Raw genomic sequence first — 12,208 nt, 5'->3', positions numbered from 1 at the left:
CAAGTCATGAATTCAGACGACTGCAACGCGAAAGAATCTCGATTTGCAGCAATCACGCAATGCCTTCGCCAGCCATTACTTCACTTCTTAATTGCAGGTTTTGCGCTCTTTGTGCTGTTTGGAGGTTTACACCGCTCCACCACCAATCAAGACCCCCAACGCATCGACATTACCCCAGACGTTGTTCAGCGCATCGCGATTTCCTGGTTGGCGCGATGGCAGCGTCCCGCATCGGAACAACAGTTGCAGGGCCTGATTGATGAGTATGTGAAGGAGGAAATCCTCTATCGCGAAGCATTGAAACTTGGCCTGGATAAAGACGACACCATCATTCGCCGTCGATTGGCGCAAAAAATGGACTTCCTTGCCGAGGATGTCGCGTCACTTCGCGAACCGGCATCCGGTGTACTGGAGGCTTGGTACAACCAGCATCAGGCCCGATATGCCCCGCCGCCACTCGCGACGTTCCATCATTTGTATTTCGCCTTGGACAAGCGCGGTACGGGTGCGCAGGCCCATGCTCAGAACGCGTTAAGCAGGCTGACTGACAAGAACAGCGGTGAAGGCGATGCGTTCATGTTTAAAAACGCCTACACCGAACAATCCCAGGATCAGGTGGCGCGAGTCTTTGGTTCAAAATTTGCCATTTCATTGTTCACGCAAACGCCGGGTCGCTGGGTGGGGCCTGTGGAGTCTGGTTTTGGCTGGCATCTGGTGTGGATAGATGCGCTGGCCAAACCACCGTCACCGCCCTTCGAAACTGTGGCCCAGCAAGTCAAGTCCGATTGGTTGTCCGAGCAACGGAGCGAATCGAAACGCGCCAGCTTCGATGCGCTGAAAGCACGCTATGAAGTGGTGGTAATGATGCCTGCTTCTGCCGGTGCGATTGCCACCACACAAACGGAGCGGCCGTGATGAGGCGCACGGTCTGGTTGCTGGCGGCACTCTGGCTCATGGGGCTAACGGCCATGGCCCATGAGTCGCGCCCCGCTTACCTGGAACTCAATGAAACGGCCGTCGGGCGCTACGAAGTACTGTGGCGCACGCCTGTGCTTTCAGGCATGCGATTGCCGATTGCGCTTCGGTTTGCCGAAGGTGTGCGCACTGTCGTTGAGCCCGTGGAAAGTGAACTGAACGATTCACTGATCGAGCGTCGAGTCATTGATGCAGGTTCTGCTGGACTGGTCGGGCAACGTATTGAGTTCATCGGTCTGCAAGCGAGCATCACCGATGTGCTGGTGCGTATCTCGCGCCTGGACGGCGGCCTGACGACCAAGCTCGTCCACCCCTCACAACCCTGGATAGAGATTGCTGTCACGCCGGGAGCGTTCTCGGTGGCTGGAGCGTTTCTGGTCCACGGCATCCAACACATCCTGGGCGGTTTTGATCACCTGTTGTTCGTTTTCGGCCTTCTGCTGCTGGTGGGCAATGGCTGGATGCTGGTGAAAACCATCACCGCGTTTACCCTCGCACACTCCATCACCCTGGCGCTCGCTGCGCTGGGGGCGGTGCGGCTTCCCGGCCCACCCGTGGAAGCGACAATTGCGCTGAGCATTGTGTTACTGGCAGTGGAAATCGCCCGCAAGAACCGGGGTGAAGTCAGTTTCACCATTCAATGGCCCTGGGTGGTGGCGTTCTGTTTTGGCTTGTTACATGGCTTTGGATTTGCCGGCGCGCTGGCGGAGATCGGCTTGCCACAGCGCGACCTGCCTTTGGCACTGTTCACCTTTAATGTCGGCGTCGAAATCGGCCAACTGATGTTCGTCGCCGTGGTACTGGGCCTTCGCGCACTGTTGCTGCGTTGTCGACTGCCGCGGCCTGCGCTCGTTTATGCCCGACCGATTGCTTCTTATGGGCTGGGTACGCTGGCTGCCTTCTGGTTTTTCGAAAGAGTTGCGAATTTCTGGACCTGAATCACACCCTCTCGCTGCCGTATTCCCAAGAGGTGGAACATGAACCTCCCTACACACTTCACCGCGTCAACACTGCTCGGTTGCACCGCGCTTACTGTCAGCATGCTGGCATTGGCAGAAGGCAACCCTGATCGCGAGGTTTACTTTGGCCAGACGCACTCGCACACCTCCTGGTCGATTGATGCCTACCTGATCGGCAACCATCAGGTCGATCCCGAGCAGGCCTACCAATATTCACTAGGGGTGCCAATCAAGCACCCGATGGGGTTTGAAGTGCAACTCAAGGGCCGACCGCTGGATTTCCATGGCGTGACCGATCATTCGGAATACGTCGGCGTGATCGCCTTGGCCAACGATCCGAAATCAGACTTCAGCAAGCAGCCTATCGCGCAAAAGCTGATTGCCAAAACCCCGGAAGATTTCAACCGGGTGTTCAAGTGGATCGCCGGCAGTTTGAGCAACCCGATCAAGGAGCTGATTGATCCGAAGGTTGCCGGCAATATCTGGCAGCAGAACATCGCCATCGCCGACAAGTATTACAAGCCTGGCAAATTCACCACGTTTGTCGCGTATGAATGGACCTCGGCCCCCCAGAATCAAAACATGCACCGTAATGTGTTTTTCCGCGACTCAAAGAAGGTGCCGGACCTGCCCTTCACAGCACTCGACTCGGACAAGCCGGAGGACTTGTGGGCCTGGATGGACGATCAACGCAAAAAGGGCAATGAGGTATTGGCGATCTCCCACAATGCCAATCTCAGCAACGGCCTGATGTTTCCGGTGGACGTTGATGACCGTGGCCGCCCCATCGATGCCGCGTGGGCCGAAACGCGGATGCGCAATGAATCCCTCACCGAAATTCACCAGGTCAAGGGCACCTCCGAAACCCATCCCGAGCTATCGCCGACCGACGAGTTTGCCAATTATGAAATCATGAGTTTCCTGCTGGGCGTCGACAACAGCACGTCGAAACTCAATGGCAGTTACATCAGGCAAGCCTGGCAAAACGGCATGGCCTTGCAGGAAGCCCGTGGATACAACCCTTACAAAATGGGCGTGGTCGGCGCCAGCGACTCGCACAACGGAGTCATCCCCTATTCACAGAGTTATAACTTCGGCTCCCACGGGTTTACCGACAGCACCCCGGCAGCGCGCATTTCCGGTAAACAGAACTCGGGCATGGTGGCCCTGCAAACCAGCACCTCCGGTTTGGCTGGCGTGTGGGCTGAGGAAAACACCCGTGAATCAATCTTCGATGCCATGAAGCGTAAAGAAGTCTATGGCACCAGCGGCGTGCGGATCCCCGTGCGTCTGTTTGGTGGCTGGGGCTTCGACAGCAGTGTGTGGGACGATAAAGACTGGGTGCATGCCGCTTATGCCAAGGGCGTTCCCATGGGCAGCGACTTGCCGGCAAAAACCGGTAAACAGGCGCCGTCCTTTGTGGTGTGGGCGGTCAAGGATGCCGACGATGGCAACCTTGACCGCATCCAGATCATCAAGGGCTGGACCAAAAACGGCCAGACCTTCGAGAAGGTCTACGACGTCGCCTGGTCTGGTGATCGCCAACCGGACCAGGCGACCGGAAAAATCCCGCCAGTGGGCTCGACGGTCGACGTGTCCAAGGCGACTTACACCAACACCATTGGTGCCACCGAGCTGAAAAAAGTCTGGGTCGATCCGGACTTCGATCCGGCGCAGCACGCGTTCTACTACGCCCGCGTATTGCAGATTCCGACACCGCGCTGGAGCACCTATGACGCGGCCAAGCTGCAAGTAGCGCCGCCGGCCGGCGTCTCGGCCACCGTCCAGGAACGCGCGTGGACCTCGCCGATCTGGTACACGCCCAATGCCGAGGACAGCAAGCGAGTCGCTGCGGGAAAAACCATTGATCAATTGAAAACCGACGGTGCCAAAGCGCTCACCAACGAGCAGTTGCAAGCATACGTAGTGGGTAAAACCGTCAAGGTGCGTAACGCTGTCACTGGTCAGACGTTCGAGATTGTCTATGGCGCCGACGGCCAACGCCTGATCACCAGCGTCGATGGTAAGCCGCCTGCGCAAGGGGAATACCTGAATATGCTGCATGACGGCCAGTTTGGTGTGCCGGCCAAGTATGAAATCAAGGACGGGCACCTGGTAACAACACTTGGCGGATCGCCCTTCGAGGCCACGGTGTTTGAGCAAAACGGCAAATACATGGCGGCTCGCAGCAACGAGTTCGGTTATGTGAATTATGAGATCGAGGAGGTCAAATAGCGGTAAAACGCTTGGCCAACGTGCAACTGCGCCATCCAGTTGAGGTTGTGTTAGCGCATACGCTCACGAAGTGAGATCACAGCTAGCCATCGCCGTGAACCGGGAAGCTGTTCTTACATTTGTTATTGAATTGATTACATTGCGTATCAACTGAAATACGCATCAGCGGCATTATCACAGGAGAGCACTGCCACTACAGTGGAGAGGACATTTTTCTCGGGTGCCTCCCATGATTCAGAGCATTATGAAAACTGCTTGCCTGACAACGTTTCTTGCCCTGTTTACAACCCTGTCGGTGGTTCAAGCACAACCACTGCCGCTCGGTAAAACCGGTGCTTCGTATAACGAAGAGGTGGAGTGGCGAAGCTTTCCAGCGTTTCCGCAAGAAGTAAAACTCGCCGTATTGGTCGGTGATCCCGCCAAGCCAGGCCCCTACGTTGTGCGAGTCAAAGTGCCGAATGGCACGAAGTTAATGCCCCATACCCATCCTGAAGACCGTATATACACCGTCATGTCCGGTGTGTTTTACATTGGTTTTGGCTCGGTATTTGATCCGGACAAGTTGATCGCTTATGGCCTGGGCAGTGTCGTGGTGCTCCCGGCCAATACTCCGCATTTTCATTGGGCCAGATCGGGGGAATATATTTCTCAGGTGTATGGAACAGGTCCGCTGGGGCTTGAGTACATTGACCGTCGTGACGATCCTCGTCATGCGTCAAAGTGAAAAGGAGAAGGGGGCAGGCTCAGCCCTTGGCCCGGTGACGCAAGCGCGAGTATGAAATCAGCATGCTGGTCAGTTCCTGCGTGACGTGGGTGAAGGGTGACACTCGGCGGCTGATCAAGCACACCTCGCACGACTCCAACGGCTCCTGAATTGATAGGCTGATAAGCGACGAGGAGAACAGCTTCATGCCGGGAAGCAAGCTGGGCTCTATGGTCAGGTAATCCGTTTCGGAAATGATGTGCAGGATTTCCAGCAGCGATTCAGTCGTGATCGCGATCTTCGGCGGGGATAAGCCTTGGGCTTTGAACAGCTCGATCAAATGGTTCTCCGCGCTTCCGACGACTCCCGCCGGCCGGACGCTGATCCACTCGCTATCGGCCAGGTCGTGCACTGAGCGTGCTCCCGCCAGGGGATGCCCCTTGCGTGCAATGACGCTGGTTTTCGAGCTGTAAAGCCGCTCGATGTGCAGGTCGATATCGCAGACGTCGGGACTCAGTGGACCCATCACAAAGTCGAGTCGGCCTGCGCGAATCATCTCGATCAGCATCCTGGTCTTTCCGCTGGCGACGTGCAGCTGCACGTTTGGAAATCGGCGGGTAAAACTGCTGAAGACCGGCATCAGGCACGCGGCCATTGGTTCCGCTGTGACGCCCAAGGCGATCTGGCCTTCGGGCGTTCCATTCCATTGTCGGACGTCTTGTACCGCGCGATCGCAATCCAGAATGATCGAGCGTGCCCGGGTCAGGAAAACCTTGCCGGCCAGGGTCAGGCTGATGCCTTGATTGGAGCGCACCAACAAGGTGACCCCGAGTTCTTTTTCCAGACTTTGAACCGACTCTGTCAGCGTGCTTTGGGCAGCGTCCAGTTCCCGTGCCGCCGAACGAAAGCTGCCCCTGTCGACGACTGAGCAGAAGGCTCGAAGCTGAATCAGCTTCATGAAGCAATGATCCAGTTGTTGCCGTTGTGGCCACAGGAAGCGTGATGGGTATTGCTCGACAGGGTGTGGCTGCTTCCGGTGTTCATGGCTGATCTCCAAATGGCAGGGGGTTGCGGTGGCTTGTTATCGTAATCGATTAGATCGTATGCGATGTATAAATAGTCAACTAATCCCTCAGTGATGTCAAAGCTGACGTTGCGCCTTGGCGACGAGCGGTGGTGGGCGGAAAAGCCGAAGGTGATCGCCTTTTCCGTTCTTCTCGACCCCTTTGGTGCGCCTATAAAATCAATGCCGTCAGATAGTTACGTCGCTTTCGTACTGTTTGACTTTCACTAAATTCTCAAGGAATCACCGATGAGCAACATCGAAAAAGTCCTGGTTACCGGCAAAACCCACACCGCCCTGAGCAGCACTGGAAACACTTCCCGCGGGCACAACGGCAACCTCGACATCGAACTCTCGACGCCCGGAAACGCCCAGCCTGCGCACGTCTTCGCCGCTACTCAACCGCATCCGACCGCCGAACAGTTGTTTGCCGGGGCATGGTCGGCCTGCTACATCGCCGCCGTTGGCCTGGCGGGCAAAGAACTGAAGGTGACGATTCCCGCCGACGTGTCCGTCGAGGTCGAGATCGATCTGGGTCAAACCGGGAACGCTTACTTCCTGCAGGCTCGGTTCAATGTACGGCTGCCAGGTCTGCCCCATGAGGTCGCCCGCGCTGTCGCACATGCTGCGGACCAGATGTGCCCTTACTCGAAGGCAACGCGTGGCAATATCGACGTTTCATTTAATGTGCAGACCTCGTGATTCAACTTTTTACTTTGTTACCCAAACTATAAAAAACACCGATCCGAAGTGTTACAACGCCCGCCATAAATACCTATTTGTCGTTAGGGTCCCATCAATCAAAGAGGGGATCTACGGGTGGCTTCGCGCCTTGGGGGCCGGATATGTCAAAACACATCAAACAACTTTCCCTGACCAGACGTAATTTTTGCGGCGCTGCGGCAGTCACTTGCGCTGTCGCACCGCTAGGGTTACTCGGTTTATCCATCAGGACTGACGCTATGACTAATACTTCAACAAAAACAAATAGTGTTTCCACTGAAATACGCCCCTTTCATTTCAGCGCTAAAGAGGCTGATCTTTCAGAGTTGCGCAGGCGTATAGAAGCAACACGATGGCCGGACAAGGAAACCGTCAATGATTCCTCTCAAGGTGTACAACTGGCGACGATCCAGAAACTGGCCAAACACTGGGCGACCCGTTACGACTGGCGAGTCATCGAATCGAAGATAAACGCAGTTCCAAACTTCGTTACGAATATTGAAGGCCTGGACATCCATTTCATTCATGTCCGCTCAAAACACGAGAATGCGTTGCCGCTGCTGATGGCGCACGGCTGGCCCGGGTCGGTGATCGAGTTGATGAAAGTCATCGGGCCACTCACCGATCCTGTGGCGTATGGCGGCAGTGCCTCCGAAGCGTTCAGCCTGGTGATTCCATCGATGCCGGGTTACGGCTTTTCGGAAAAACCGACCGTGGCTGGCTGGAATCCCGATCGTATCGCCGATGCCTACATCGAGCTGATGAAGCGTCTCGGGTACACTCGGTATGGGGCGCAAGGTGGCGATTGGGGGGCAATCGTTGTCGATCTGATGGCTGTAAAGGCGCCATCTGGCTTGATCGGTATTCATTCGAACATGCCTGGCGTAATCCCCCCCGACCTTGACGCGGCGTTGTTTCGCGGCGACCCGGTACCTAGTGGTCTTTCTGAGGAAGAGAAGCGAGCGGCTGATCAACTCGCCAATACTTACAAGCACATCGGTTACGCAATCATGATGGGGGATCGGCCTCAGTCGCTGACAGGTCTCAATGATTCACCCGTTGGGCTGGCGGCCTTTATGCTTGATCACGATCCGAAGAGCTACGAGATGATTGCGCGCTCCATCGACGGGCACCCGGAAGGTCTCACGCCCGATGACGTCCTCGACAACATCACGTTGTTCTGGCTGACCAAAACGGCCGTTTCCTCGGGGCGTCTCTATTGGGAGAACAAATCGACATTCTTTGCCGTCAAGGGCGTCAACATCCCGGTCGCGGTCAGCGTATTTCCCGATGAGTTGTATGCGGCGCCGAAAAGTTGGTCGGAACAGGCCTATCCCAAACTTGTGCATTACAACGAGCTTGCCAAAGGCGGGCACTTTGCTGCGTGGGAGCAGCCGGAGCTGTTCTCACAGGAAGTCCGGGCCGGGTTCAAGCCGATGAGGTAAGTGACAGGCCCGAAGGCATCGAAGTACTGATCTTGTCATGATCAGGATGGCTCGGTTCGGATCGTTGATCGTCATGCGTGAAAGTGACCCGAACCGCGCGATCAGGGCGCGTTCCCGTTGAACCGGTCGTCGGCCTTCACAGGCGTGATCGACCTGAAAGCGACGACCGTAGCAGCGAGCACTTCCGATACCATCGCATGCGATGTATAGTCTGACCTTCCAGCCCATCCGTCTTCGGCCCCAGAGAACGCTCATGAAACCCACCGAAAAAACAGCCGCCCTCGACCTGAAGCTTGCCGACTTCCTGTGCTTTGCGGTCTATTCCTCTAACCTCGCTTTCGGCAAGGCATACAAGCCAATGCTCGAACGGCTCGGACTTACCTACACGCAATACATCACCCTTGTGGTGCTGTGGGAAGAAGACAACCAGACCGTTGGCAGCCTCGGCGAAAAGCTGTTCCTCGAATCCAACACCCTCACGCCGATCCTGAAGAAACTGGAAGCGATGGGTTACCTGCTGCGCCAACGCGACCCGGAAGACGAGCGCCAGGTCCGCATCAGCCTCACAAGCGAGGGGCGAAAACTGCGTGAGGGCCTCACGGAAGATGGCTTCCCGCAAACCGGTCTTGATCCCGACGAATTTGTGCAAATGCAGAAAGCCATTGTGAAATTACGGGACAACCTCATCCGTACTACGAAAGACAGGGAATAAGCCGTTTCGAATGGCTACTTCACTGCGCCTCCCGGCTTGATGTCACCGCAAAAAATATCGACGTTGCCACTCTCTGGAGCCGTTCGCACGACGATGGAATACCCGCCGGAAAGCAGGTCTTGCAGGGCGATCGGTGCACTTCTTGAGAACGACCAGCCGCGTACAGCTTCGCGCTGGGTGTTGACCTTGTCGTTCATTGCAAAGGCCACTGGCCCGGGTTGCTGGCAGCTGCCTTTATGGATGAAGCTATAGAGACGCAAGGGTAGAGTCGCTCCGCTTGGAGCACCCGTGATGAAGAAACTGAGTCCGGTCTGTTTGTCCCAGCTTGTCAGCGTCACGTTGCCGATCTGCCCGGTGTTCTGTCGGGTGGCGACCAAGGGGACAGACACGCCATGGTCTGTTGAAGTGGCGCAGCCGAAGAGGCTTGCGCTGATCATTAGGGTTGCAAGTGAGTGTCTGAGGTTCATTGCCAACTCCTGCGTAGAAACTGCAATGGGTGATTAGCCGGTATAGCTCATTTATCGCCGTCCGGTGCTGCTTGTGCCAATTCTCCCTGACGCTCAGCCAATCCCTCCAACCCCTCCACGGAAGGCACAAAAAACAACCCCCCGGTCACCGCCGTACTGAAATCCAGCAGCCGGTCATAGTTGCCTTCCGGCCTGCCCACGAACATGTTCTCCAGCATCAGCTCAAGCGGCGCAGGCGACCGTGCATAGCCAATGAAATAAGTACCAAATTCCCCCGCGCCCGGCCGACCAAAAGGCATGTTGTCGCGCAGGATTTTCACTTCTTGCCCGTCCTCGGTGATCGTCGTCAGCGCGCTGTGTGAGTTGGTCGGTTTGACCGCGTCATCCAGTTCGATATCGGACAGTTTCGTTCGCCCGATAACCCGCTCTTGAGCCTCGACGGATAACGCGTTCCAGGCGCTCATGTTGTGCAGGTATTTCTGCACCAGCACATAGCTGCCGCCGCTGAAGGGCGGGTCTTCATCCCCCACAATCGTAAACTCGACCGCCTTGCGCCCGACCGGGTTTTCGGTGCCGTCGACAAAGCCGATGATGCTGCGCATGTCGAAATAGCGAAAACCCTGCACTTCATCGACGACTGAAATCGCATCGCCCAGCGACGAAACCAGTTGCGTTGCCAATTCGAAACACAGGTCCATCCGGTCAGCCCGAATGTGCAGCAAGAGGTCGCCGGGCGTGGCGATGGCTCGGCGCCCGGCCGGGCCAAATTCCCGAAACGGGTGCAGCGAAGCGGGGCGCGGGTTGCCGAACAAGGTGTCCCAGGCGGTGGCGCCAAAACCGCAGACGCACGACAGATTGCCGTCGGGAACGCGCTTGCCGACCGAGCGCACGAGGCCTGCGATGTCTGCACACCAGGCGCGAACTTCACCGGCAGCGTCGGCACCGGGCGCCAATGTCGCCACGATAAAAATCGCGCTGCTGGTGATGAGGCTGTCGACGGATTGAGGTTCGGGTGTCGGGTTTTCCATATCAGCGTTAGTCCTTCATTTGCTCGCATCCAGCACCACGCGATAACGCGCCTTGCCGCTGCGCAGGTGATCGATCGCTTCGTTGACCCGGCTCATGGGAAAGAGCTCGACCTGCGGCAGGATCTGATGACGTGCGCAGAATTCCAGCATGGTTGCCGTGGTACTTGGCGAGCCGACGGGGGAGGCGGACAAGGTCTTTTGTTGAGGAATCAGGTTGAACACATGCACGGGAATCGCGTCGGGCACGATGCCGACAAAGTGCAGGCGACCCTTGCCGCGCAGGGTGGCGAGCATGGCAGTCCAGTCGAGGTTGGCGTTGGCGGTCACTAGCAAGAAATCCAGGGTGGCGGCGATGGCGTTCAACGCGTCAGTGTCGGTCGAGGCGACGACGTTGTGCGCCCCCAGGCGCCGGGCCTCGTCCGTCTTGTTCAGCGACGAGGTAAACGCCGTCACTTCGCAGCCCCAGGCGTTGAGGAAGCGCAGTGCCAGATGACCGAGGCCGCCGATGCCGACCACACCGACCCGGTCAGTGGGTTTGACTCCGAACTCCACCAACGGGTTGAACACCGTCGAACCGGCGCAAAACAGCGGCCCGGCCATCGACGGGTCGAGCTCGCCCGGTATCGCCAGCGCCCAGGCCCAGTGCGAACGCAGCCGGTCAGCGAAGCCTCCGTTGCTGCCGATGATGGTGGGTTTGGCGGTGCTGCACAGATGGTGGGCGCCGCCGATGCATGAGGAGCAATGCATGCAACTGCCCTTGTACCAACCAATGCCCACCCGTTGACCTACTTCAAGGCCGTGGACCTGCGCACCCACTCGCACAATGCTGCCGACCACCTCGTGGCCAGGGATAAAAGGGTAGTGGCTGACGCCCCATTCGTTATCGATCAACGACTGGTCGGAGTGGCAGACGCCGCAGTACTCCACGGCGACTTCCACCTCCTCATCCCCCAATGGGCCGGGGTCATAGCTGTAACGCTCCAGTGGCGCGCCGGCGGCCATTGCGGCCCAGCCGGTGAAAGTCGTGACTTCGGTGCTGTCGCTCATGGGATACCTCCAGATCAGGAGACATGGGGATTTGGCTGCTCAGGGTGTCGCGGCGGAGCAAGGCAAGCGCGGCGACCGCATGAAAGGATAGTCCGGGATCTGGAACCAAGGGCGCGGCCCGACAATCAGTTCTTCCGGGTTGCCATTGCGCCATGATCGCGATCGGCACCCGCAAGCGAGGTGCCAAGCGGCAGCACCTCACTCCGGACGAGGCAACGCAATCAGGCTTTGCTGGCCGCCAGGTAAGCGCCAAGGCGTTGTCCCATTTGCTCGCCCAAGGCTTGCAAGGCACTGAAGGGGCGGACCATCACCTCGAATTCAACGATTTTCCCCTGTTCATTGAACCGGATCATGTCGATGCCCTTTAACTCTTTACCGCTGACTTTGGCGCTGAACTCCAGGACGACGCTCAAGCCGTCGGCGGTCGACAGTTCGCGGTGGTAGGTGAAATCCTCAAACACCTTGACGACCGTGTTGAGAATCATCGATACCACGGGCGCTCCCGGGTAAGGCTTGTGGGCCATGGGCGAGCGGAACACCGCTTGCGGGTCCAACAACTCGGGCAGGGCGCTCAAGTTGCCCTTGAGGATCATGTCGTGCCATTGATGCAAGGACTTTGCGGCGTTGGGATGCAGGTTCAGCTCAGACATTTTCAACTCCTGTATTTTTGTTGTTCTGTGAACGCTTCAGTGTTGCATATGCAGAATTGCACGATGGCTTGCTGCAGAACTTCAATAGTGCCGCGAGGATCGACTGGCGGCTATGCGAATTTATTAAAAGTAGCTCACGAAAAAGCCCGGCTGATCAGGCCGGGCTTTTCGTTGGGTGCATCGGTAAAGCCATTCATTTAT

12 protein-coding genes are annotated in these 12,208 nt (G+C 57.1%); 7 read left to right on the top strand and 5 right to left on the bottom strand.

The window, feature by feature from the left end; genetic code table 11:
- The first annotated feature begins 6 nt into the window (after nucleotides 1-6).
- The 4 genes from K0F88_RS27315 (at nucleotide 7) to K0F88_RS27300 (ending at nucleotide 4,893) form a co-directional block, all read left to right on the top strand.
- Nucleotides 7-915, top strand: a complete 909-nt coding sequence (locus K0F88_RS27315) for a peptidyl-prolyl cis-trans isomerase (protein ID WP_219097299.1) — start codon at nucleotides 7-9, stop codon at nucleotides 913-915.
- The gene (locus K0F88_RS27310; protein ID WP_219097298.1) at nucleotides 915-1,913 is read left to right on the top strand and encodes a HupE/UreJ family protein; all 999 of its coding nucleotides are present in this window, start codon (nucleotides 915-917) and stop codon (nucleotides 1,911-1,913) included. The genes K0F88_RS27315 and K0F88_RS27310 overlap by 1 nt, the downstream gene beginning before the upstream one ends.
- Before the next feature lie 39 nt (nucleotides 1,914-1,952).
- A complete protein-coding gene (locus tag K0F88_RS27305; protein ID WP_219097297.1) occupies nucleotides 1,953-4,169 on the top strand; it encodes a DUF3604 domain-containing protein in 2,217 nt (738 codons plus the stop codon).
- Nucleotides 4,170-4,398: 229 nt separating this feature from the next.
- Nucleotides 4,399-4,893 carry a cupin domain-containing protein gene (locus K0F88_RS27300; RefSeq protein ID WP_219097296.1) on the top strand — a complete coding sequence of 165 codons (495 nt, stop codon included), beginning with the start codon at nucleotides 4,399-4,401 and terminating at the stop codon, nucleotides 4,891-4,893.
- A 19-nt stretch (nucleotides 4,894-4,912) separates the two neighbouring features.
- Here K0F88_RS27300 and K0F88_RS27295 read toward each other — a convergent pair whose 3' ends face one another.
- Nucleotides 4,913-5,830, bottom strand: a complete 918-nt coding sequence (locus K0F88_RS27295) for a LysR substrate-binding domain-containing protein (protein WP_219097295.1) — start codon at nucleotides 5,828-5,830, stop codon at nucleotides 4,913-4,915.
- 354 nt (nucleotides 5,831-6,184) lie between these two features.
- Here K0F88_RS27295 and K0F88_RS27290 point away from each other — a divergent pair, with 354 nt between their 5' ends.
- From K0F88_RS27290 to K0F88_RS27280, 3 genes are all read left to right on the top strand, one after another.
- Nucleotides 6,185-6,637, top strand: coding sequence for an Ohr family peroxiredoxin (locus K0F88_RS27290; protein WP_219097294.1), 453 nt, complete (start codon nucleotides 6,185-6,187; stop codon nucleotides 6,635-6,637).
- 260 nt (nucleotides 6,638-6,897) lie between these two features.
- Nucleotides 6,898-8,103, top strand: coding sequence for an epoxide hydrolase family protein (locus tag K0F88_RS27285; RefSeq protein WP_257605363.1), 1,206 nt, complete (start codon nucleotides 6,898-6,900; stop codon nucleotides 8,101-8,103).
- 253 nt (nucleotides 8,104-8,356) lie between these two features.
- A complete protein-coding gene (locus tag K0F88_RS27280; RefSeq protein WP_094467911.1) occupies nucleotides 8,357-8,815 on the top strand; it encodes a MarR family winged helix-turn-helix transcriptional regulator in 459 nt (152 codons plus the stop codon).
- 14 nt (nucleotides 8,816-8,829) lie between these two features.
- On the opposite strand, the gene K0F88_RS27275 is transcribed toward K0F88_RS27280, so the two are convergent.
- The 4 genes from K0F88_RS27275 to K0F88_RS27260 form a co-directional block, all read right to left on the bottom strand.
- Entirely contained in the window at nucleotides 8,830-9,282 is a 453-nt protein-coding gene (locus K0F88_RS27275) for a hypothetical protein (protein WP_094467910.1), read from the bottom strand.
- Between the two features lie 47 nt (nucleotides 9,283-9,329).
- Nucleotides 9,330-10,310 carry a Dyp-type peroxidase gene (locus tag K0F88_RS27270; RefSeq protein ID WP_219097292.1) on the bottom strand — a complete coding sequence of 327 codons (981 nt, stop codon included), beginning with the start codon at nucleotides 10,308-10,310 and terminating at the stop codon, nucleotides 9,330-9,332.
- Between the two features lie 15 nt (nucleotides 10,311-10,325).
- Nucleotides 10,326-11,357 carry an NAD(P)-dependent alcohol dehydrogenase gene (locus tag K0F88_RS27265; RefSeq protein ID WP_219097291.1) on the bottom strand — a complete coding sequence of 344 codons (1,032 nt, stop codon included), beginning with the start codon at nucleotides 11,355-11,357 and terminating at the stop codon, nucleotides 10,326-10,328.
- A 221-nt stretch (nucleotides 11,358-11,578) separates the two neighbouring features.
- Nucleotides 11,579-12,007 (bottom strand): nuclear transport factor 2 family protein, encoded by a 429-nt coding sequence (locus K0F88_RS27260; protein WP_219097290.1) that lies wholly within the window; start codon nucleotides 12,005-12,007, stop codon nucleotides 11,579-11,581.
- Nucleotides 12,008-12,208: the final 201 nt, after the last annotated feature.

The sequence above is a fragment of the Pseudomonas sp. UMAB-40 genome, assembly GCF_900095275.1.
Taxonomy (GTDB): Bacteria; Pseudomonadota; Gammaproteobacteria; order Pseudomonadales; family Pseudomonadaceae; genus Aquipseudomonas; species Aquipseudomonas mandelii_B.
Note: the sequence above shows the minus strand (reverse complement) of the source record. Positions and strands in the feature narration are given on the sequence as shown.